Origin of the sequence: Pseudoprimorskyibacter insulae, from assembly GCF_900302505.1 — a bacterium.
GTDB classification, from domain to species: Bacteria; Pseudomonadota; Alphaproteobacteria; order Rhodobacterales; family Rhodobacteraceae; genus Pseudoprimorskyibacter; species Pseudoprimorskyibacter insulae.
The window spans coordinates 1-20,594 of sequence record NZ_OMOJ01000012.1 but is presented as its reverse complement, the minus strand read 5'-3'; the positions used below and the strand labels follow the sequence as shown (position 1 = coordinate 20,594).

Annotated in this window: 20 protein-coding genes; 9 read left to right on the top strand and 11 right to left on the bottom strand. The window is 59.8% G+C overall.

Annotated features, from left to right (window positions below; translation table 11 throughout):
* Window positions 1-615: 615 nt before the first annotated feature.
* A complete protein-coding gene (locus PRI8871_RS17210; RefSeq protein ID WP_108887433.1) occupies window positions 616-1,632 on the top strand; it encodes a replication initiation protein in 1,017 nt (338 codons plus the stop codon).
* 414 nt (window positions 1,633-2,046) lie between these two features.
* Window positions 2,047-2,937, top strand: a complete 891-nt coding sequence (locus PRI8871_RS17205) for a fructose bisphosphate aldolase (protein ID WP_108887432.1) — start codon at window positions 2,047-2,049, stop codon at window positions 2,935-2,937.
* Between the two features lie 38 nt (window positions 2,938-2,975).
* Here PRI8871_RS17205 and PRI8871_RS17200 read toward each other — a convergent pair whose 3' ends face one another.
* Both PRI8871_RS17200 and PRI8871_RS17195 read right to left on the bottom strand, forming a co-directional pair.
* Complete coding sequence (locus tag PRI8871_RS17200; RefSeq protein ID WP_245897933.1) at window positions 2,976-3,992, bottom strand: class 1 fructose-bisphosphatase; 1,017 nt, start codon at window positions 3,990-3,992, stop codon at window positions 2,976-2,978.
* 24 nt (window positions 3,993-4,016) lie between these two features.
* Window positions 4,017-4,709: a fumarylacetoacetate hydrolase family protein gene (locus PRI8871_RS17195; protein WP_108887488.1), complete on the bottom strand. Its 693-nt coding sequence runs from the start codon at window positions 4,707-4,709 to the stop codon at window positions 4,017-4,019.
* A gap of 172 nt (window positions 4,710-4,881) precedes the next feature.
* On the opposite strand from PRI8871_RS17195, the gene PRI8871_RS17190 reads away from it, so the two are divergent.
* The gene (locus PRI8871_RS17190; RefSeq protein WP_108887431.1) at window positions 4,882-5,169 is read left to right on the top strand and encodes a WGR domain-containing protein; all 288 of its coding nucleotides are present in this window, start codon (window positions 4,882-4,884) and stop codon (window positions 5,167-5,169) included.
* A 45-nt stretch (window positions 5,170-5,214) separates the two neighbouring features.
* Here the strand turns inward: PRI8871_RS17190 and hpaH (PRI8871_RS17185) are convergent, their stop codons facing one another.
* The 6 genes from hpaH (PRI8871_RS17185) to PRI8871_RS17160 form a co-directional block, all read right to left on the bottom strand.
* Window positions 5,215-6,018 carry a 2-oxo-hept-4-ene-1,7-dioate hydratase gene (hpaH, locus tag PRI8871_RS17185; RefSeq protein WP_108887430.1) on the bottom strand — a complete coding sequence of 268 codons (804 nt, stop codon included), beginning with the start codon at window positions 6,016-6,018 and terminating at the stop codon, window positions 5,215-5,217.
* Window positions 6,015-6,887: a fumarylacetoacetate hydrolase family protein gene (locus PRI8871_RS17180; protein ID WP_108887429.1), complete on the bottom strand. Its 873-nt coding sequence runs from the start codon at window positions 6,885-6,887 to the stop codon at window positions 6,015-6,017. The genes hpaH (PRI8871_RS17185) and PRI8871_RS17180 overlap by 4 nt, the downstream gene beginning before the upstream one ends.
* 26 nt (window positions 6,888-6,913) lie before the next feature.
* Window positions 6,914-7,894: a 3,4-dihydroxyphenylacetate 2,3-dioxygenase gene (gene hpaD / locus PRI8871_RS17175; RefSeq protein ID WP_108887428.1), complete on the bottom strand. Its 981-nt coding sequence runs from the start codon at window positions 7,892-7,894 to the stop codon at window positions 6,914-6,916.
* A 34-nt stretch (window positions 7,895-7,928) separates the two neighbouring features.
* Complete coding sequence (gene hpaE / locus PRI8871_RS17170) at window positions 7,929-9,440, bottom strand: 5-carboxymethyl-2-hydroxymuconate semialdehyde dehydrogenase (protein ID WP_108887427.1); 1,512 nt, start codon at window positions 9,438-9,440, stop codon at window positions 7,929-7,931.
* A 3-nt stretch (window positions 9,441-9,443) separates the two neighbouring features.
* A complete protein-coding gene (locus tag PRI8871_RS17165; RefSeq protein ID WP_108887426.1) occupies window positions 9,444-9,839 on the bottom strand; it encodes a 5-carboxymethyl-2-hydroxymuconate Delta-isomerase in 396 nt (131 codons plus the stop codon).
* A 95-nt stretch (window positions 9,840-9,934) separates the two neighbouring features.
* Window positions 9,935-10,822: a LysR family transcriptional regulator gene (locus tag PRI8871_RS17160; protein ID WP_108887425.1), complete on the bottom strand. Its 888-nt coding sequence runs from the start codon at window positions 10,820-10,822 to the stop codon at window positions 9,935-9,937.
* A gap of 97 nt (window positions 10,823-10,919) precedes the next feature.
* Here PRI8871_RS17160 and ilvD point away from each other — a divergent pair, with 97 nt between their 5' ends.
* Complete coding sequence (gene ilvD / locus PRI8871_RS17155; RefSeq protein ID WP_108887424.1) at window positions 10,920-12,767, top strand: dihydroxy-acid dehydratase; 1,848 nt, start codon at window positions 10,920-10,922, stop codon at window positions 12,765-12,767.
* Between the two features lie 81 nt (window positions 12,768-12,848).
* On the opposite strand, the gene PRI8871_RS17150 is transcribed toward ilvD, so the two are convergent.
* The gene (locus tag PRI8871_RS17150; protein ID WP_108887423.1) at window positions 12,849-15,140 is read right to left on the bottom strand and encodes an arginine/lysine/ornithine decarboxylase; all 2,292 of its coding nucleotides are present in this window, start codon (window positions 15,138-15,140) and stop codon (window positions 12,849-12,851) included.
* Window positions 15,141-15,318: 178 nt separating this feature from the next.
* On the opposite strand from PRI8871_RS17150, the gene PRI8871_RS17145 reads away from it, so the two are divergent.
* The gene (locus tag PRI8871_RS17145) at window positions 15,319-16,545 is read left to right on the top strand and encodes a glutathionylspermidine synthase family protein (RefSeq protein WP_108887487.1); all 1,227 of its coding nucleotides are present in this window, start codon (window positions 15,319-15,321) and stop codon (window positions 16,543-16,545) included.
* A 17-nt stretch (window positions 16,546-16,562) separates the two neighbouring features.
* Complete coding sequence (locus tag PRI8871_RS17140; RefSeq protein WP_108887422.1) at window positions 16,563-17,153, top strand: DUF1190 domain-containing protein; 591 nt, start codon at window positions 16,563-16,565, stop codon at window positions 17,151-17,153.
* Here the strand turns inward: PRI8871_RS17140 and PRI8871_RS17135 are convergent.
* On the bottom strand, window positions 17,121-17,558 hold the full coding sequence (locus PRI8871_RS17135) for a (R)-mandelonitrile lyase (RefSeq protein ID WP_108887421.1): 438 nt from the start codon (window positions 17,556-17,558) through the stop codon (window positions 17,121-17,123). The genes PRI8871_RS17140 and PRI8871_RS17135 overlap by 33 nt on opposite strands.
* Window positions 17,559-17,756: 198 nt before the next feature.
* On the opposite strand from PRI8871_RS17135, the gene PRI8871_RS17130 reads away from it, so the two are divergent.
* Genes PRI8871_RS17130 through hpaH (PRI8871_RS17120) form a run of 3 tightly spaced genes read left to right on the top strand, consistent with a single transcriptional unit; the run spans window position 17,757 to window position 20,158 of the window.
* Window positions 17,757-18,458, top strand: coding sequence for a GntR family transcriptional regulator (locus tag PRI8871_RS17130; protein ID WP_181389510.1), 702 nt, complete (start codon window positions 17,757-17,759; stop codon window positions 18,456-18,458).
* A 14-nt stretch (window positions 18,459-18,472) separates the two neighbouring features.
* Window positions 18,473-19,366: a dioxygenase family protein gene (locus PRI8871_RS17125; RefSeq protein WP_108887419.1), complete on the top strand. Its 894-nt coding sequence runs from the start codon at window positions 18,473-18,475 to the stop codon at window positions 19,364-19,366.
* Window positions 19,367-19,375: 9 nt separating this feature from the next.
* The gene (gene hpaH / locus PRI8871_RS17120) at window positions 19,376-20,158 is read left to right on the top strand and encodes a 2-oxo-hept-4-ene-1,7-dioate hydratase (RefSeq protein ID WP_108887418.1); all 783 of its coding nucleotides are present in this window, start codon (window positions 19,376-19,378) and stop codon (window positions 20,156-20,158) included.
* Between the two features lie 3 nt (window positions 20,159-20,161).
* On the opposite strand, the gene PRI8871_RS17115 is transcribed toward hpaH (PRI8871_RS17120), so the two are convergent.
* Window positions 20,162-20,594: cytochrome P450 (locus PRI8871_RS17115; protein ID WP_146188704.1), on the bottom strand; the 433-nt coding region annotated here is incomplete at its 5' end.

The following is a 20,594-nucleotide window of genomic DNA, read 5'->3' as shown; positions in this document are numbered from 1 at the left end:
GTTTGGGTGGTGCTGCGCGAATCATGAACCCTCACGGCAGGCGACTCAAGTGCGAATATTTCGAGGAAGGGCTGAAAAAAGCGGAAATCTGGGGAAGGGGTGGAAATGACGCGACCCTGATGGGGAATGTCTGAAACTCTGGTATTCTCGCTACCTGTCTATCGATATCCACCCGAAAAGTATGAATATGCACTGCCAATGGTCGTTTTGTTGAATCCGAGGCCCTAAGACCCCAAAAAAAACCAAATAAACAAACACCCCCTATTCGAGATTCTATTTGTTCAAGGTTCGTGGGAATTAAGCCTTTGACCTTAAAACAAAATTACCGGCAAATCATACGTATCGGGGTTGATTGGCTTACCTTTCGGGACGTGAATTCTTACGCTTCGGGACCTGTGGCCTTACGCATTGGGTGAGGCTGAAACCTTACGTTTCGGGAGCCCGGAAAACCTGCCATTTTCCTTGATTTTTTGCGTGTAATTACACTGGTTTGCGAATCGCTTCCTCGGATTGGGCTGTTTGAACCCTTACGTTTTGGGTGGATAGACCGCGCGACGGCTTCGTGATACCTTACGCGCAAAGGCCTGCAAAAGTAAGAGCAGTCAGGTAAGAGACATGGCCACCAAACAAACGTACCGCACTATTGAGGCACGGCCAAACGCCGAAAGCCTGGTCAAACCCGGAGAGCTGGTCGACCTAGTCGAGGTCACGCCACTGACCTTGGCCGACCGCAGGATCTATAACCAGTTGCTCGAAAATGCTTGGGACGCGATCGACAAGCCGGTGACTCATGTCATAGCCAAGGCCGATCTGCGCGGGTCGCACAATTCCAATGACCGTGTGGGCGAGTCGATTGAACGGCTTATGTCGGCCATCGTGAAAATCAAAGTGACCCGCGACGGCGAAGACGCGATTGAGCGTGTGCAGCTGCTCGGCGGGAACATCGAGACCACCCGCCGCGACGGGTTGTTGGAATACGAAATCCCGCAGCGCCTGCGCCGGATCATCAAGGACAGCACCGTCTTTGCCCGTCTTCAGCGCGAGGTCATGTTTGCCCTCAGTTCGAAATATGCGCTGACCCTTTACGAGATGATCCAGAAGCGCGGGAACCTGCGGTATCGGTCGTCTGAGAAATTCTCGCTCGATGATCTGCGCGGCATTCTGGGCGTGCCGAAGGGTAAGCTGACATCGTGGTCGAACCTCAAGCTGCGGGCCATCGATCCTGCCGTGACTGAGGTGAACGCCCTGTCTGACTATCTGGTCGAGGTGCATCCGGTGAAAACGGGCCGCAAGGTCACGCATATCGAATTGCGCTGGTGGCGGAAGGATGCGGGCACCACCGCTGAGGCGGAACGCGAGTTGAGCTTTTCCAAGGTGGGGCGCAAGGCGCGGATCTCGGGCGAAGCTGAGACGGTCGCGCAGGTCAAACCCCGGCCCGCATGGCTCGCCTCCAAGGGCGAGGCGTTGCGTACGGAAACCTATGAAACCGCGCGCCTGCGCTATCCGGGCTATGACATTTACCATGTCGAGGGCGAATGGCGCAGCTGGTCAGCGGGCAAGGAACCCGCCCGCGATTTGGACCGCGCCTTTCTGGCCTTCTTCCGCAGCTATGTGGAAAAGAACCCGATTTAGCCCGCTGCGGACTGCCTGCGGCGGATTGTCACATAACGAGCTGTATCTTACCAAATAGGGCAGGGCCAAAACGGCCCGGAACCCGGCTTGTTCGGCGATCAGGCCGCTTGCCAAAGATTGCTAGCGCTAAAGACGCGCCATCATTCAGGCGCGGCGATAAGTAGGGCAGGGGCATTGCCACAAATCGGGCGATATCTCGCCCGGACGTGGCCCTTCGGCTAAGGTAAAGACGCACCCGCACCACACCGGCGCACTGATCCGTGATCCCAAAACGGGGCGCGGTTCAGATGGCGCTAGAATGCCCACGGGGACGATTGTAGATGAGTTCTTGCCGCCGACCGAGAGACGCAGAATTTGATCAAGCGACGTGACAGCGTTGGGCGTTTGCATACACAACCTTTCAAGGAACCTTTCATGACCAATACCAAGATGGCCACCCAGATGCGCGAAGGGCGCGGTTTCATTGCTGCGCTGGACCAAAGCGGTGGGTCGACCCCCAAGGCGCTGCGTCTTTATGGTATCAACGAAGATGCCTATTCCGACGAAGCCGGCATGTTCGATCTGATCCACCAGATGCGCAGCCGGATCATCACCGACGCCGCCTTCAATGGGGACCGTGTGATTGGGGCAATCCTGTTCGAAATGACCATGGACCGCGACGTCGAAGGCACCCCCACCGCGCAATACCTGTGGGAAACCAAGAACGTTGTGCCGTTCCTGAAGATCGACAAGGGTTTGGAAGCCGAAGAAAACGGCGTTCAGCTGCTCAAGCCGATGCCGGGTCTGGGCGATCTTCTGGACCGCGCCGCCGCCAAGGGCATCTTTGGCACCAAGGAACGGTCTGTTATCAATGCCGCGAACGAAAAGGGCATCGCCGATGTGGTCGCCCAGCAGTTCGAAGTGGGCAAAACCGTTCTGTCGCACGGCCTGATGCCGATCCTCGAGCCCGAGGTTACCATCTCGATCGCGGATAAGGCCGAAGCCGAAGATATCCTGCTGGCCGAAATCCTGAAGGGTCTGGACGCGCTGCCCGAAGGCCAAAGCGTTATGCTGAAGCTGTCGCTGCCGACCAAGGCCAACCAATACAAGCCGCTGATCGACCACCCGAAGGTGATGCGCGTTGTGGCCCTATCGGGCGGCTATTCGCGGGATGAGGCGAACGAGCTGCTGTCGAAGAACGACGGCATGATCGCCAGCTTCAGCCGCGGCCTGTCAGAAGGCCTGTCGGCCCAGCAATCGGATACCGATTTCAACGCGACGCTGGACGCCGCCGTTCAGTCGATCTTTGACGCTTCGGTGAAGTGATAAAACAAACCCCGGTCGGTTGCCTGACCGGGGTTTTCTTATGTGGCGTCGTGTTCGGCGTGATACTGTTCGATCAACGCCACCTCATTGCGCGACCCTAGGATGACCGGCACCCGCTGGTGCGGATCCTTCGGCGCGACCTCCATGATGCGGCCCCGCCCGGTTGAGGCAGCACCCCCCGCCTGTTCAATCAGGAAGGCCATCGGGTTTGCCTCATAGAAAAGGCGCAACCGGCCGCCTTTGTCGCGGGTCTTTTCGTCAATCGGGTACATGAACACACCACCGCGCATCAGAACGCGGTGCACTTCGGCCACCATTGACGCAATCCAGCGCATGTTGATGTACTTGCCGCGCGGTCCGGCCTCACCCTCGACGCATTCCTTGACGTAGCGCTGCACCGGCGGTTCCCACCACTGTTCGCGCGACATGTTGATCGCGAATTCGGCACAATCGGCGGGAATGGTGATATCGCGATGGGTCAGACGGAATTCCCCGATATTGCCATCAAGCGTAAACCCATGCACCCCGGACCCGGTGGACAGCACCAGCATGGTCGACGGCCCATAAAGCGCATAACCCGCCGCGACCTGTTCAACGCCCGGACGCAGCACCTGATCGTAGGAATTGGTGTCGGGCACGTCGTTCAGCTTGAGGATCGAAAAGATCGACCCGACCGAGACGTTCACATCGATGTTCGACGACCCATCCAGCGGGTCGAACAACAGCACATACCGGCCTTTGGGAAACTTGGCCGGGATTTCATAGATGTGATCCATTTCTTCAGAAACCATCGCCCCCAAAACGCCGCTGAATTCGCAGCGTTTCAGGAAGATTTCATTGGCAATCACATCCAGCTTTTTCTGAGTCTCGCCCTGCACATTCTCAGACTCAAGGCTGCCCAGAACATCCGCCAACGCGCCGTTCTTGAGCGCGTTGGAGATCGCCTTGCAGGCGGTTGCCACGCTATGCAGCAAGGTCGTCAGGTCGCGGTCGGTATCCAGCCTGCGGCGCTCGTCCAGAAGGAACTGGATAAAGGTCATTGAGGTGTCGGTCACGTCACTCTCCTGTAGCGGGAGGGGTTAGCCTGCGATGGTGGTGGTGACGCTGCCGATGCCATCGACAGTGACAACAATCGTATCGCCCTTGGCAATCGCGCCAACACCAGCGGGGGTGCCGGTAAAGATCAGATCCCCGGCGGCCAGTTCGACGAAATCGGACAGGTAGGACACCAGTTCAGGCACCGACCAGATCAATTCGGTCAGATCGCTGTCCTGACGCAGCTCGCCATTCTGGTGCAGGGTGATCGCCCCCTTGGCCGGGTGGCCAATCCGCTCTGCCGGAACCAAGGCGCCACAAACAGCTGATTGGTCGAAACCCTTGGACATATCCCACGGGCGGCCCATCTTCTTGGCTTCCGATTGAAGATCCCGGCGGGTCAGGTCATTGCCCGCCGCATAGCCCCAGACATGGGTCAGCGCATCGTCCTGCGTGATCCCGGCACCGCCCTTGCCGATGGCGACCACCAGTTCGGCCTCATAGTGCAGATTGCTGGTCTTGGTCGGGTAGGGCAGGGTGCCCCCGTCCTCGACTATCGCGTCGGCGGGCTTGGTAAAGAAAAACGGCGGTTCGCGGTCTGGGTCATGGCCCATTTCGCGGGCGTGTTCGGCATAGTTGCGCCCCACACAGAAAATCCGCCGCACCGGAAAGCGGGCGTCCGATCCATCAATCGCGACCGAGGCGACGGCCGCCGGTTCAAAAATATACTGTGTCATCATTGGTCCTTTGCGCGGGGCGGTTTTCGGCAATTTGGCGCAATGCGCAGCGCAAGGAAAGGGCCACCGTTCCATATTGACCCCGGCGCGTGGCAAAGGCATCAAGTCTGCCCATTCAAAGCCAAATCCGCACCGAGTCGCGGGCAAACTCCAAGGGGCAGGACGTCAGGGTATGGGCCGCAAAGACGATCAGTTGGATGTCTTTCCAACCCGCATCGTTCTGATGAAACCCGCCGCCGATGGGGCGGCGCGGCGGGTTTATCGTATCTCGGTTCAGTCTGATCTGTTTGGCCGCGCCCGGCTGATCTGTGAATGGGGGCGCGATGGTCGCGGGTTGCAGCGCAGCGTTGAACATCACGACGACGAAGGCCGCGCCATTTCCGCGCTGATGCAGCGCGTCGCCGAAAAGCGACGCGACGGATTTCTGCAAGACCTGACGCGCGGCACCGAAAGCGAGTGACCGAACAGGGATAAGGCCAGTATGGGAAATTTGGCGGATCAGTGACTAATCGAACCCAATGGCGACAAAACCGAACGGGCCGAAATCGGCCTCGATCTGGGTGCCGGGCGGGCATTCAAGTGGCGCGATGAAAGATCCTGACAGCACCACCTGACCGGCCTCGATCTTTTGACCATAGGCGTGCATGCGCTGCGCCAGCCAGACAAGGCCCATCACCGGATCGTCCAGCACCGCAGCGCCCAAGCCTGTTGAAACAACTTCGCCATTCTTGCGCACAATCGCGCCGGTCCAGCGCAGATCATGGGTGTCGGGCGCGTGGCGTTCCGCGCCCAGAACCAGCCCCGCATTGGCGGCATTGTCGCTGATTGTGTCAGTGATGACCCGGGCGCGGCCTGTCGCCGGATCTTGGCGCTGAATGCGGGTGTCGAGGATTTCCAGCGACGGCACCACGTAATCGGTGGCTGCAAGCACATCCTCGCGGGTCACATCGCCATCCAGCGGGGCCTTCATGACAAAGGCGATCTCGGCCTCAACGCGCGGTTGGATGAACCGGCCCGCTGGCACGGTACCGCCGGTTTCGAACAGCATATCGTCATAGATCACGCCTGAATCCGGCGTGTCGATGTTCAGCGCCTCTTGCATCACTTTCGACGTCAGACCAATTTTCCAACCGATGATCTTGCGCCCGGCAGCCAGATTTTGCGCCATTTGTGCGGATTGGATGCGATAGGCATCATCCAGCGTCATACCCGGATGGCGCAGCGACAACAGGCCGATCTGGCTGCGGGTGTCTTCTGCGGCCAGCAGATCGGCGGCGGCTTGGGTGATTTGGGTGTCTGTCAGGGTCATTCGTCGGCCACCGTATTGCGCAGAATGCCGATGCCCTCGGCCTCAACCTCGATTACATCGCCGGGCTTGAGCCAGATCGGCGGATCAAACCGCGCCCCCGCGCCGGTGGGTGTGCCGCAAACGATCACATCACCCGGCACCAGCGTCGTGAAGGTCGACACGTAATTGATGATATAGCGAAAGTCATACATCATCCGGCCCGTGCGGTCGTTCTGGCGCACCTCGCCGTTCACCCGCGTCGTCAGTTCGATATCGTCAAGCTGTTCAGGCGACCGGAACGGCACCAGCCACGGCCCAATCGCGCCGGTTTGGTCCCAGTTTTTGCCCTGCGTGACGTTGAACTTGGCGTGACGGACCCAATCGCGAATGGTGCCTTCGTTGCACAGGGTCAGGGCGGCGATATGGTCATAGGCGTTTTCGCGGGCAATGCGGCGCCCGCCTTTGCCGATGACAATCGTCACCTCGCCTTCATAGTCCAACTGTTCGCTTTCCGGCGGGCGGATCAGGCTTTGCCCATGCCCGGTGAAGGACCGGGGGAAGCGGATGAACATCGACGGGTATGCCTTGGCGTCGGTCGTGCCGTCTTTGTATTCGGCGTTCCGATCGGGGAAGTTGACGCCGATACAGATCAGCTTTTCGGGCCGGGCGATGGGGATCAGAAATGCGACATCCTCTTCGCGCCATGTGGGGGCACGGCCCGTTGCGGCGGCGATTACCTCTTCCAAGGCACCGGCTTCAATCACCGCTTGCAGCGTCGGGAACCGCGCGCCGAATTCGGGCGTCAGATCGATGATCCCTGTGTCCGTGACTAGGCCATAGCGGTCCTGCCCACCGGCGCGAAACGCGGCGACTTTTGCGGGAATATCCATAAGTCTCTCCTTACAAGTGTCGTGCCTTACGGCGCGATGATCGGGCTGGCTTTCAGATCGGCGTCGCGGGTGCCCACGCCGGTGAAGGTTGAGCCATGCTCAAACCAAGACCGCGGGGCAGGGGCCCCCCATAGCGTTTGGCGCTGCGGGTCTTTCAGATCCCATTTGATCGCCTCAAGATCGGGATCAACGGTCTGATAATCCGAACAATAAATCTCAATCCGGTGGCCATCGGGATCAAGAATATAGAGGAAAAACGCGTTCGAAATGCCATGCCGCCCCGGACCGCGTTCGATGTTGCCGACATAGCCCGTGGTCGCCATCAGATCGAGCAGGTCGATAATGTTCAGCGGCGTCGGCACCCAAAACGCGGTGTGATGCAGGCGTGGGCCATGGCCGTTGGTAAAGGCAATGTCATGCACGCCGCCCTTGCGGTGCGTCCAAGCCGCCCAAAGAGCACCGGTTTCTTCGTCCTCGGTGTATTCCGTCACGCGGAAGCCCAGCTTGCCGTAGAATTCAACCGCCGTATCCACATTCGGGGCAAAGCAGTTGAAATGGTCGATGCGCAGGGGTTTGACCCCGCGATACAGCGCGTATTGCTGGTGGATCGGGGCAAGACGATCCATCTTGAAATAGAACTCCATCGGGGCGCCGAAACAGTCATGGGTGCGCAGGGTGCGGCCCTGGAAAGGGCGCGTGACCCATTCGACCTTGTGGCCCAATCCGGTGAAATACGCCTCGGCCTTGTCCAGCTCGTCTTCGGAGAAGACCTTGTAGGACAGGTAATCAATCCCGGCCTCGGGCTTTTTCTTCAGGACAAGGCAATGATGGCCTCGTTCCTCCATGGCGCGCAGATAGATCGTGTCTTCATCTTCGTCGGTGATCTGAAGACCTAAAATCTCGGTATAGAATTTGCGGCTGGCGGCCAGATTGATGACGCCGAATTCGACATGGCTCAGGCGGATGATGTTGAACGGCGGGTTCAAAACGGGTGCTGGGATCGGCATTTTGTCGCTCCTGTCGTCGGGTTTCAGTTCAGGCTTAGCCGCCCAGTTTCGGGATATTATGCGGGGCGCGGGGGAAGGATACGTTGATGGTTTCCATGTAGAAATCGAAGGACCAATCGCCGCCGTCACGCCCGATGCCCGAGGCTTTGACGCCGCCGAAGGGGGTGGGCAGGTGGCGGATGTTTTCCGAGTTTACCCACATCATCCCGGCCTCAAGAGTGTCGGTCATCCGCATCGCGCGGTTCAGGTCGTTGGTCCAAAGGTACGCGGCCAGACCGTATTCAACGTCATTGGCAAGGGCCAGCGCCTCGGCCTCATCCTGGAACGGGATGGCGGTCAGGACCGGGCCAAAAATCTCTTCCTGAGCGATGGCCATGTCGTTGGTCGCGCCGGTGAACAGCGTCGGCGCAACGAAGCATCCCGCCTCGCCGATCTTGGCTCCACCGGCTGCGATGGTCGCGCCCTCAGTGCGGGCTTTGTCGAAGTATGACAGCACCTTAGCCTCATGCACCGGGTGGATCAGCGGGCCGACAACCGTTTCCGGGTCCAGCGGGTGGCCGACCTTGATGCGTTTGGCCACTTCGGCCACACGGGCGGTGAAATCGTCATAGATCGAGGCCTGCACCAACAGGCGCGAGGACGAGGTGCAGCGCTCGCCGTTCAGCGAATAGATCATGAAGGTCGCGGCATCCACAGCGCGGTCCAGATCAGCATCGTCAAACACGATGACCGGGTTTTTGCCGCCCAGTTCGAAATGCACGCGCTTCAGCGTGGCGGCCCCTTGGGCCATGATCATACTGCCGGTGCGGCTTTCGCCGACAAAGGCGATGGCTTTGATGTCGGGATGTTCGGTCAGGCGCTTGCCCGCCGTTTCGCCCAAGCCGTTGACCACGTTCAGCACGCCCTTGGGCAGGCCCGCCTCCTCGGCGATCTCGACCAGTTTCTTGGCGGTCATCGGGCTGAATTCGGCGGGTTTGTGCACCACCGTACAGCCCGCGGCCAGCGCCGGAGCGATCTTCCAGGTCGAGAGCATGAACGGCGTGTTCCAAGGCGTGATCACGCCAACCGGGCCAATCGGACGACGGCTGGTGGTGTTCATTTGCGTCGGCGTGCGGGTGACTTCGCCATCCTCGGCGCTGGGGGCCTGATCGGCGAAATAGCGGAAATTCGCCGCCCCGCGAATGGCGGCCTTGGACATGAACCGCAGCGCCTGGCCGGTGTCCATGCATTCGGTAAAGGCGATTTCCTCGGCGCGGGCCTCGATGGCCTCGGCGACCTTGATCAGGATCTTGCGCCGTTCCGCCCCCGGCAGCTTCGACCAAGCAGGAAAGGCCGCCCTAGCCGCCGCCACTGCCCGATCAACGTCGCCCGCGTCCGATTTCGCCACCTGCGCCAGAACCGAGCCGTCAATCGGGCTGATCGTGTCCATCGTGTCGCCAGACAGGGCCGCGACTGTCTGGCCGCCGATATGGTTCAGAACGCCCGAAGCCCGGAAGCCAGCCATATAGGCCCCAGCTTTGGCGATGTTCTCATCAAGAACGCTCATGTCTCAATCCTTCTTCTGCGCGGAAAGACGCGCGTGAATGGGGGTGTCTTTCCAGCTGAGGGCGGGGTCAATGACCCGAATTTCAAGCGAGAGGGCGAAATGTTCTGTGGCCAGCGGACCGGCCAACGCGCCGCGCACGGCGTCAAAGATCACGTCTCCGGCCTGCTTCAGGGCCTGGGTGCTGCGTCCGGCCCCAACCGATAGCGTCATGGCCAGAAAGTCGTTTTCGGGCAAGCCATCGGCGACGATCGCAATATCTGCCTTGTGCAGCCGCACCCGGATGCCCGCGACGGGAAATATGCCCGCATCCAACATCGCCTGATGTGCCGCACCGGCAAGTTTGGCCATATCCGCGCGCTGCTCTAGCCCGCCGGAATATTCCATCGACAAATGTGCCATGACGACTCCCCTTCCTGAATACATAACATGTTAAGTAAATTCGGGTCTGTCAACCGGGAATGGGAAAAACGCGGTGATTGGCAGGAAGTCGGCGTCTATGGGTCCGCGATGGACAGGAAATTGTGGAGCGTCGGTGCCGTGTCGTCTTTGCGCCAAACCAACCCGGTTTCAAGCTGCGGGGCGTCGCCCTCAAGATCAAGGTATCGCACGCCGACCCGCGCCAGATTGCGCAGCGAGGCAGGCACCAGCGCGATCCCCATCCCGGCCGAGACTAAGCTGATGATCGTTTGCATCTGAATCGCCTGCTGCACCACATGGGCGGTGCCGCCGCAGGCCGTGAAATAACCCGTCACCAGATCGTGGAACGAGGGCGCAGCACGTCTGGGAAACACGATCAAGGGCGAGGCAATCACGGCCTCGGGGCTAAGGGCGGTTTCTGGCAGCCGCCCCTCAGTCACCCATTGTTCCGGTACAGCGGCCACCAAGGGTTCGCGCACCAATTGGCGATAGGCGAACCCGGCAAGGTCTGTTTCGGTGCCCGGAATGATGATCCCGGCCTGCACGCGCCCTTCGGCCAAAGCTGTTAGCTGCATATCCGTCGTGGCTTCGGTCAGTGATAGCACCACCTCGGGGTAAAGTTGACGATAGCGATGCACCAAGGCAGGCAGGATGCTGTAATCGGCGGTGGATACAAACGACAGATCCAGCCGTCCCGCCTCGCCCTTCAGGATTGCCTCGGCGATACCGCCCAACCCCTCAACCCCAGCGATGGCCTGCCGCACATGGGGCAGCCACTCGGCGCCGAACGGGGTTAGCGCCACGCTGCGGCGGGTGCGTTCGAACAGCGGCGCGCCAAGGCTGCGTTCCAGCGTTTGAATGGATTGGCTGAGCGGCGGTTGGGTCATCCCCAGCCGATCCGCCGCCCGGCCGAAGTGCAACGTCTCAGCAACCGCCGCGAAATGGCGCAATTGGCGCATGTCCATTGATATGCCTCATGACTTAATGAGGCGATAATAATATACTTCACCCGCGTCTGCCAGTCGGATACAGTCCGCCCGTTCCAGACATCGGGAGGATAAGATGCCGTATTACCGTTCCAGAACCAGCACCCATGGCCGCAACATGGCCGGCGCCCGAGGCCTTTGGCGCGCCACCGGCATGAAAGACGGCGATTTCGGCAAGCCGATCATTGCCATCGTCAACAGCTTTACCCAGTTCGTGCCCGGCCACGTGCACCTGAAGGATCTGGGCCAGCTTGTTGCCGCCGAGGTTGAAAAGGCGGGCGGTGTCGCCAAGGAATTCAACACGATCGCCGTGGATGACGGCATCGCCATGGGCCATGACGGTATGCTCTATTCGCTGCCTTCGCGCGAAATTATCGCCGACAGCGTGGAATACATGGTCAACGCCCATTGCGCCGACGCAATGGTTTGTATCTCGAACTGCGATAAAATCACCCCCGGCATGCTGATGGCCGCCATGCGCCTGAACATTCCGGTGATCTTCGTATCCGGCGGCCCGATGGAGGCCGGCAAGATCGATCTGGATTCGCTTGATATCAAGAAGGTCGATCTGGTTGACGCGATGGTCGCCGCCGCAAGCGACACCTACACTGACGAACAGGTGCAGCACATCGAAGAGAACGCATGCCCGACCTGCGGGTCGTGCTCGGGGATGTTCACCGCAAACTCGATGAACTGTCTGGCCGAAGCGCTTGGTCTGGCCCTGCCGGGCAACGGCTCGACGCTGGCCACGCACGCCGACCGCAAGGGCCTGTTCCTTGAAGCCGGTCGCCGCATCGTTGAAATCACCAAGCGCCACTACGAGGGCGAGGAAAAGGGCCTGCTGCCCCGCGACATCGCCAACTTTTCCGCTTTCGAAAACGCCATGAGCCTTGATATCGCCATGGGTGGGTCGACCAACACCGTTCTGCACCTGCTGGCCATCGCCAATGAGGGCGAGGTGAACTTCACGATGGACGATATCGACCGTCTGTCGCGCAAAGTCCCCTGCCTGTGCAAAGTCGCGCCGAACATTGCCAACGTGCACATGGAAGACGTGCACCGCGCGGGCGGCATCTTCTCGATCCTTGGGGAACTGTCGCGCGCTGGCCTGCTGAACAATGATTGCGGCACGGTGCATTCCAGCACCATGGGCGAAGCGATTGCCAAGTGGGACATCAAGGTTGCCAACAACCCCGACGCCGAGCAGCTGTTCAAAGCGGCCCCCGGCGGCGTGCGTACCACGCAGGCCTTCAGCACCGAAAACCGCTTCAAGGAACTGGATACCGACCGCGAAGGCGGCGTGATCCGCAGCAAGGAACACGCGTTCAGCCAAGACGGCGGATTGGCCGTTCTGTTCGGCAATATCGCGCTGGACGGTTGCATTGTGAAAACGGCCGGTGTGGATGCCTCGATCCTGCAATTCACCGGTACGGCCCATGTCTGCGAAAGCCAGGATGCCGCCGTGAACGACATTCTGACCGGCAAGGTTCAGGCAGGCGACGTGGTGGTGATCCGCTATGAAGGCCCGCGCGGTGGGCCGGGCATGCAGGAAATGCTGTATCCGACCTCGTACCTGAAATCCAAAGGTCTTGGCAAAGCCTGCGCGCTGCTGACCGATGGCCGTTTCTCGGGCGGCACCTCGGGCCTGTCGATTGGTCACGTCTCGCCCGAAGCGGCAGAAGGTGGCACCATCGGCTTGGTCGAAAAGGGCGACAAGATCGAGATCGACATCCCCAACCGCCGCATTCACCTTGCTGTCTCGGACGAGGTTCTGGCCGAGCGCCGCGCCGCGCGTGATGCAGCGGGCTGGGTTCCGGCCGAGCCGCGCAAGCGCAAGGTCTCGACCGCGCTGCAAGCCTATGCCGCGCTGACCACCTCGGCCTCCAAAGGCGCGGTGCGGGATGTGACGCAGCTGAAAAAATAAGCGCAAATCACGCGCTGAAAAGGGCGGCCTGGTGGGCCGCCCTTTTTGTTGAAACCAATCGAAGCTTCCGCCGCAAGCGGGTTATTCGGCCACGCAATCGGCAAAGAATTCGCCTTCGCCCTTGTCGTTCACCTCATGCACCAGCCCGTGAATGTCGGTCTCAAAGCCGGGGCATTCATGGGCGAATTCGCGGTTGAACCGAAGGTAATCAACGATCCGTGCGTTAAACACCTCGCCGGGGATCAACAGCGGAATGCCGGGCGGGTAGGGGGTGACTAGGCTGGTGGTGATCCGGCCTTCCAATTGGTCAATCGGCACCCGCTGGGTTTTGCGCTGCGCGATATGAGCGTAGGCATCGGCGGGGGTCATCGCCGGGCGGTGATCGCTCAGGTAGATTTCCGTCGACAAGCGGGCCACGTCGTACTTGGCATAAAGCGTGTGCACGTGCTGACACAGGTCTTTCAGGCCCATGCGTTCATAACGCGATTGCTTTGCGCTGAATTCCGGCATGACACGCCACAGGGGGCTATTCCTGTCGTAATCGTCCTTGAACTGCTGAAGCGCCGCCAAAAGCGTGTTCCAACGGCCTTTGGTGATGCCGATGGTGAACATGATGAAGAAGGAATAAAGCCCCGTCTTCTCGACCACCACGCCATGTTCAGACAGGTATTTCGAAACGATTGACGCCGGGATGCCGGAGTCGTCGAAATGCCCGTCGATATCGAGGCCCGGCGTTATAATCGTGGCCTTGATCGGGTCCAGCATGTTGAAGTCGCGGGCCATGTCGCCAAAGCCGTGCCAGCTATCTTTGCCACCCTGTTCGACGCCGTCGCTGTCGGTGCGATTCAACTGCCAATCCTTGGCGCGGCCCATGCCGTCTTCGTTTTCGTCAAAGTCCTCGGGGCCCCAGACCTTGAACCACCAGTTGTTGCCGTATTCCTTTTGCACCTTCTTCATGGCGCGGCGGAATTCGAGGCTTTCGACAATGCTTTCTTCGACCAGCGCGGTGCCGCCCGGAGGCTCCATCATCGCAGCGGCCACATCACAGGACGCGATGATCGAATATTGCGGGCTGGTCGACGTGTGCATCAGGTAGGCTTCGTTGAACAGATGCCGGTCGAGCTTGGTTTCCTTGGCGTCCTTCACCAAGACATGGCTGGCCTGAGAGATCCCGGCCAACAGTTTGTGCACCGATTGCGTGACATAGGTGACCGACTTTTCCGACCGTTCGCGCTTGGCGCCGATGGCGTGATAGGTGCCATAGAACGGATGGAATGCGGCGTGGGGCAACCATGCTTCGTCGAAGTGCAGGTTTTCAATCCAGCCGTCCAGCGCGCCTTTGATCACCTCGGTATTGTAAAGAACGCCGTCATAGGTCGATTGCGTCACCGTCATGATGCGCGGCTTGACGGTTTCGGGGTCCACGCCTTCCAAAAGCGGGTTGGCGGCGATTTTCGCTTTGATCGCTTCGGGTTCGAACTCGGACCGCTGGATCGGGCCGATGATGCCCCAATGGTTGCGGGTCGGCTTCAGGAACACAGGGATCGCGCCTGTCATGATGATCGAATGCAGGATCGACTTGTGGCAGTTCCGATCCACGACCACGATATCACCGGGGGCAACGGTGTGGTGCCAAACCATCTTGTTGCTGGTCGAGGTGCCGTTGGTCACAAAGAAACAGTGATCGGCGTTGAAGATCCGCGCGGCGTTCTTTTCGGACTCGCCGATCGCGCCATTGTGGTCAAGCAACTGGCCCAGTTCTTCGACCGCGTTGCACACATCGGCACGCAGCATGTTTTCGCCGTAGAACTGGTGGTACATCTGACCAACGGGCGATTTCAGGAAGGCAACGCCGCCCGAGTGGCCGGGGCAGTGCCATGAATAAGATCCGTCCTCGGCGTAGTCCAGCAGCGCCTTAAAGAACGGCGGCTGGATGTATTCGATATAGCTTTTGGCCTCGCGGATGACATGTTTGGCGATGAATTCCGGCGTGTCCTCAAACATGTGAATGAAGCCATGCAGTTCGCGCAGGATGTCATTGGGCAAGTGCCGCGAGGTTTTCGTTTCACCATGCAGGAAGATCGGCACATCGGCGTTTTTCCAGCGCACTTCCTCAATGAAGTTGCGCAGGTTCAGAACGGCCGGATCCAGATCGGGGCCGGGGGTAAATTCTTCGTCGTCGATCGACAGAACAAAGGCCGAAGCGCGGCTTTGTTGCTGGGCGAATTGCGACAGGTCGCCGTAGCTGGTGACGCCCAGAACCTCGAAGCCTTCTTGCTCAATCGCTTCGGCCAACGCACGGATCCCCAGACCTGACGTGTTCTCAGATCGAAAATCTTCGTCGATGATGACAATGGGAAAACGAAATTTCATGAGTCTCTCCTCAAAGGGACTGGCAATAGGCGTAGCTTGTCTGTTCCATGTTTCCGCCGTTGGGCGCAAGGGACAACCGTTTTCATACCGGCCGAGTTTCTGCAAGTTGACCGTTTCAAAATGCACCTGCGCGGCTTAGGTAAGGAGCGCAGATCAATTGCCCAGCGGGAACCAGCGGTTGCAGAAACAACACTTACCAGAGCGTACCAACTGGCGCGAGACGGCAGAACAGCTCGGATTCACCTTTGCCGATATGCATGGCGAACCCTATTGGGACGAAACCTCGTGCTATGCGTTCACCTTGGATGAGGTTGAAACCCAGATCGAAGATCCGTCGGCTGAATTGCACGCCATGTGCCGTGAGGCGGTCGCGCATGTTCTGGTCAGCGAAGAGTTGCTGGACAAGCTGGCCATCCCCGAGGCGCACCGCGACTACATCGCCGATAGCTGGCGGCGCGGTGATCCTGAACTTTATGGCCGGTTCGACCTGATCTATGGCGGGCAGGGGCCTGCCAAATTGCTGGAATTCAATGCCGATACCCCGACGTCTCTTTACGAATCCGCGGCCTTTCAATGGCAATGGCTGGAAGAGCAGATTGCCGCCGGTGTGCTGGCCGATGGCGACGACCAGTTTAACGGCATACACGAGGCTCTGGTGGACCGGTTCCGCCAGCTTTTCCACGAAAACACCGATATCCATTTTGCTGCCGTCAGCTACAACCCCGAAGATTACGCCACGGTCGAGGCCATCGCATGGGCCGCGCGCGAAGGCGGTATGGGTGCGCATTACACGGATCTGGAAAAGGTCGGGATTAGCCCCGATGGCCAGTTCGTCGATGATGAAGACCGGGTGATTGGCACGCTGTTCAAGCTTTACCCGTGGGAAGATTTGTTGCGCGATGACTATGCCCAGCATCTGGCAACAGCCCAGTGCCAGATGATTGAACCGGCGTGGAAGGCGATCTTGTCCAACAAGGGGTTGCTGCCGGTGCTGTGGCAGATGTTCGAAGGTCACCCCAACCTGCTGCCGGCCTTCTTTGAAAGCGACATCGCCGATGTTCTGGCCGGAACTGGCGCGCCTGCTGCGGCGATCTCGGGGCTTTACGACCGGGCCGGAGATGCGCTGGACGCCGGATATGTGCGCAAGCCGCTGTTTTCGCGGGAAGGATCGTCGATCGAGATTTTTGAGGGCGGGCGTAAGACCGAAGCGGCGACCGACACCGCCTACGGCGAACACCCGCGTATCATCCAAGCCTACCAACCGCTGCCAGAGTTTGACGGCTTCCATCCGATCATCGGCGCATGGATGGTGGGCGAGGCCTGCGTTGGTATGGGCATTCGCGAAGACCGCGCCCGCATCACACAAGACCTTTCCCGCTTCAAACCGCATTTCATCCGCGGCTGACCCCACAGGAGACGACCATGACGAAACGTTCCAAAACCGCCGCCCTGTTCATCGTGGGGGCTGCCGCCTTTGCCCTTTCGGGGTGCAAAGAAGAAAAAGTCGACGCGCAGGCCTTTCCCGACCTTGATGCCTGCATCCGCAGCGCCAAAGCTGACAATCTGTTTTCTGAGGCGGACTGCACCTCGGCCTTTGCCGAAGCGCAGGCGCTGCACGTGGAAACCGCCCCGCGCTACGACAGCCTTCAGGTCTGCGAAGAACAGTATGGCGAAGGCAACTGCGGCAGTGAACAGCAAGCCACGTCGGGCGGGTCGGGCAGCATCTTTATGCCGCTGCTGACCGGTTACCTAATCGGCAATATGCTGGGCGGGGGGCGCGGGATCGCGTCGCAACCGCTTTACAAGAATGCCAATGGGCGGTTCAGCACCCCCGGCGGTGGCACCAGCTTTTCCAGCAATTCGGGCAAGGCCAATCTGAACCCGGCTACCTTTGCCAAGGCCCCGACGACCGTTGGCAAACCGCCGATGACCAAAGCCACCGCTGCATCGCGCGGCGGCTTTGGATCTAGCAGTACGCGGTCAACCGGCGGTTTGCGCGGCTTTGGCGGCTAGGGCTTCGGCCTTGGTGTATTGATCGTCCGTGACATGTTCCAACCAGACGACGGCTTCGTCGCCAGGTTCGGATTCCTGCATCGAAACATGCGTCATGCCATTCGCAGAGCGCGCCCCGTGCCAGTGCTTTTCGCCCGGCGGAATCCAGATGACGTCCCCCGGTACGATAAAATGCGCTTCGCCGTCCCAGCGTTGGATCAGCCCGGACCCTTGCGTAACATAAAGCGTCTGGCCCATCGGGTGCGTGTGCCACGCGGTGCGCGCGCCGGGGTCAAAATGAACAAGGTTTGATTTCAGCAGACCCGGCGCCGGAGTCGAGATGATGGGGTCTTGCCAGACGTGACCCGTGAACCGGTCTGACGGGCCGTTGACCGTGGGGCGGCTGCCGTTGCGATGGATCTGCATGAATGTCCTCCTGTCCTCGTTTGGGGAGCCTGCGCTTATTGCAGGGGCTTGCCAAGTGGAATTGAATAGGGCGCAGAATGAGATTTATGTTAATATTTTCTTAACGACTTTTAATAATCGATTATTTTCCAAATAACGGATTATTCCTTTGCGTCGTGCCTTGCCGACGGTCTATCCATGCACGGGAAAGGAATGCTCGTGCCCAATACCAACCGTCAAACCACACCCAAGCAGACCATCGCCGCGCAGATCGAAGCGCGGTTGCGTCACGACATTCTGCATGGCGTGCTTGCCCCCGGTTCCAAGTTGAACCTTGATCGTCTGCGCGAGTCGATGGCCGTTGGTCTGTCGCCGCTGCGCGAGGCGGTGAATCGTTTGGTGGCCACGGGCTTGGTCGAGTCCGAGGCGATGAAGGGCTATACCGTCACGCCGATTTCTGTTGCCAACCTTGATGAGGTCGCGGCCCTGCGGATTGAGCTTGAACCCTATGCCCTGCGCCGGTCGATGGAAAACGGCGGCTTGGATTGGGAGGCGGGCGTTATGGGCGCATTACACCGGCTGAACCATACGGACCGCATCCATGGCGATCCAGCCAGTCTGAGCGATTGGGAAGCCGCCAACAACGCCTTCCATGAAGCGTTGATCGCGCGATGTGACATGCCGCTTTTGATCAAGATGTACCATCAGCTGGTCGCTCTGAATGACCGATATCGCCTGATTTACCTGAAGGCGACGCCTATCCAGCGCGATGTGATCGACGAACATACCGCGATTGCGAATGCCGCTGTGGACCGCCGTGCCGATGAGGCCGCGGCTTTGCTGACCGGGCATATCACCCGCTCAACCCGGAACCTGCGCCGCCTGATCGCGGCGGAACTGCCTGACGCGACCAGCATCTGATTTAGGAGGAGACCATGCCAATTATCAACACGTTGCAGGATGTCACGCCTGCCGTTCAAAGCGTGATGGAGCAGACGACCGACCCGCGTTTGCGCGAAATCATGCACAGCCTGATCACACATCTGCACGGATTTGTTCAGGATGTGAAACTGACCGAGGCCGAGTTCCAGCAAGCGACCAAAATCCTCAATACCATGGGTCAGCAGACCAACGACAAGCACAATGAATTCGTTCTGATGGCCGGATCGCTTGGGGTGTCGGCATTGGTGTGCCTGCTGAACAACGGCGACAATGGCGCGACTGAAACCACGCAAAACCTGCTTGGCCCATTCTGGCGGCTGAATCAGCCGATGACGGAACAAGGCGGATCGCTGCTGCGGTCTGAAACGCCGGGGCCGCGTCTGGATGGGGCGTTTCGGTTTATCGATAAGGCGGGCGACCCGATTGAGGGGCTTGAAGTCGATATCTGGCATGCCTCGCCGGTTGGGCTTTATGAAAACCAAGATGACAGTCAGGCCGATCACAACCTGCGCGGCAAGTTCGTGACCGGGGTTGATGGCATGGTGCGGTTCCGGTCTGTTCGGCCCATCGGCTATCCGATCCCGACCAATACGACCGTGGGGCAACTGCTCGAGGCGCAGGGCCGTCATCCCTACCGCCCGGCCCATGTGCATGTCTTGGCGCATAAAGAGGGCTTCAAGACGCTGATCAGTCAGATCTACGTGGATGACACCGTTTACCTGCACACCGATGTGCAGTTCGGGGTCACCCGCGCCTTGGTTGGCAACCTGACCGCGCATGACACGCCTCATCCCGATGACGGCGATGTGGGCGAATGGTTCACGCTAGACCACACGTTCATGCTGGAACCGGGCGTGTCCAAGCTGCCCATTCCCCCGATCAAGTGAGGTGACCTGATGCTAACCGAAGCTCAACGACAAGAGGCCGCCGAGGCTATTCTTCAGGCGGAACAGAGCCGCATTGTCTGCCCGCAGCCGTCCAAGACATGGCCCGAAATGACGCTCGAAGACGCCTATGACGTTCAGCGCCGCTGGGCCGAGGCGCGGGTCGCCGACGGGGCCAAGATCGTCGGCCGCAAGATCGGTCTGACCTCTCGGGCGATGCAGCAAGCGTCGAAGATGACCGAGCCAGATTACGGCGTCATTCTGGATGATGCGCTGTTCCGCGACGGTGCCCGGATCAAGGCCGGCACTTTCATCAAACCCCGACTAGAGGTCGAATTGGCCTTTGTCATGGGTGCGGATCTAATTGGCGCAGGGTGTCAGGTGCATGATGTGCTGCGCGCCACGGAATACGTGACCCCCGCGCTTGAGATTATCGACTATCGCACCGAAGTGCCGCGCCAGATCGTGGATACGATTGCCGACAACGCGGCCTATGGAGCGATCGTGCTGGGCGGCCGCCCGGTGCGCCCTTTCGATGTGGATCTTCGCTGGCTGGGGGCGACCTTGTCGCAAAACGGCAATATCGAAGAAACGGGCCTGTCGGCGGGCGTGATGGGCCATCCGGCGGCGGGGCTGGCGTGGCTGGTGAACAAGCTGGCTGCGCAGGGCGACGGGCTGAAGAAGGGTGATATCGTTTTGGGCGGGTCGTTCACCCGGCCCGTTGATATCCGGTCCGGGGACGTGATTTTCGCCGATTATGGCCCGCTTGGGGCCATCGGAGTGTCGTTCGAATAGCTATTAGACCTCAACTCGGAAGGACGCGCTGAGCGGGCCATATTCCGGCCAGCGCGTCATTTCCAACCCGCCAACTGGGCGCAAAACGCGCGTCTTGGTGACCAGTTGGCGCAGCACTTCGCGCAGCAACATGCGTGCAAGCGGCGATCCGGGGCACATATGCGGGCCACGGCCAAAGGTCAGCAGATCCCGCGCTTCGCGGTCCAGCCGGAAGGTGTCGGGGTCTTCGAACACTGCGGCATCCCGATTGGCCGAGGTAAAGACAACAGCCAGCGGATCACCCGCCTTGATCGGGCATCCGGCCAATTCTGTATCCACCCGCGCTGTGCGGGCAAAGCCGCGATAGGGCGTATAGAGGCGCAGCAATTCTTCGGTCGCGTCGATGATCAGGCTTGGGTCTGCCGTCAGCAGCGCATGGTGTTCCGGGTGCCGCCCC

Coding starts and splice junctions, on each gene's coding strand:
- PRI8871_RS17125 (WP_108887419.1), top strand. CDS start 18,473: ATGCCAATTATCAACACGTTGCAGGATGTCACGCCTGCCGTTCAAAGC.
- PRI8871_RS17190 (WP_108887431.1), top strand. CDS start 4,882: ATGGGCCGCAAAGACGATCAGTTGGATGTCTTTCCAACCCGCATCGTT.
- hpaH (WP_108887430.1), bottom strand. CDS start 6,018: ATGACCCTGACAGACACCCAAATCACCCAAGCCGCCGCCGATCTGCTG.
- ilvD (WP_108887424.1), top strand. CDS start 10,920: ATGCCGTATTACCGTTCCAGAACCAGCACCCATGGCCGCAACATGGCC.
- hpaD (WP_108887428.1), bottom strand. CDS start 7,894: ATGCCGATCCCAGCACCCGTTTTGAACCCGCCGTTCAACATCATCCGC.
- PRI8871_RS17135 (WP_108887421.1), bottom strand. CDS start 17,558: ATGCAGATCCATCGCAACGGCAGCCGCCCCACGGTCAACGGCCCGTCA.
- PRI8871_RS17180 (WP_108887429.1), bottom strand. CDS start 6,887: ATGGATATTCCCGCAAAAGTCGCCGCGTTTCGCGCCGGTGGGCAGGAC.
- PRI8871_RS17195 (WP_108887488.1), bottom strand. CDS start 4,709: ATGACACAGTATATTTTTGAACCGGCGGCCGTCGCCTCGGTCGCGATT.
- PRI8871_RS17160 (WP_108887425.1), bottom strand. CDS start 10,822: ATGGACATGCGCCAATTGCGCCATTTCGCGGCGGTTGCTGAGACGTTG.
- hpaH (WP_108887418.1), top strand. CDS start 19,376: ATGCTAACCGAAGCTCAACGACAAGAGGCCGCCGAGGCTATTCTTCAG.
- PRI8871_RS17205 (WP_108887432.1), top strand. CDS start 2,047: ATGACCAATACCAAGATGGCCACCCAGATGCGCGAAGGGCGCGGTTTC.
- PRI8871_RS17210 (WP_108887433.1), top strand. CDS start 616: ATGGCCACCAAACAAACGTACCGCACTATTGAGGCACGGCCAAACGCC.
- PRI8871_RS17165 (WP_108887426.1), bottom strand. CDS start 9,839: ATGGCACATTTGTCGATGGAATATTCCGGCGGGCTAGAGCAGCGCGCG.
- PRI8871_RS17140 (WP_108887422.1), top strand. CDS start 16,563: ATGACGAAACGTTCCAAAACCGCCGCCCTGTTCATCGTGGGGGCTGCC.
- hpaE (WP_108887427.1), bottom strand. CDS start 9,440: ATGAGCGTTCTTGATGAGAACATCGCCAAAGCTGGGGCCTATATGGCT.
- PRI8871_RS17150 (WP_108887423.1), bottom strand. CDS start 15,140: ATGAAATTTCGTTTTCCCATTGTCATCATCGACGAAGATTTTCGATCT.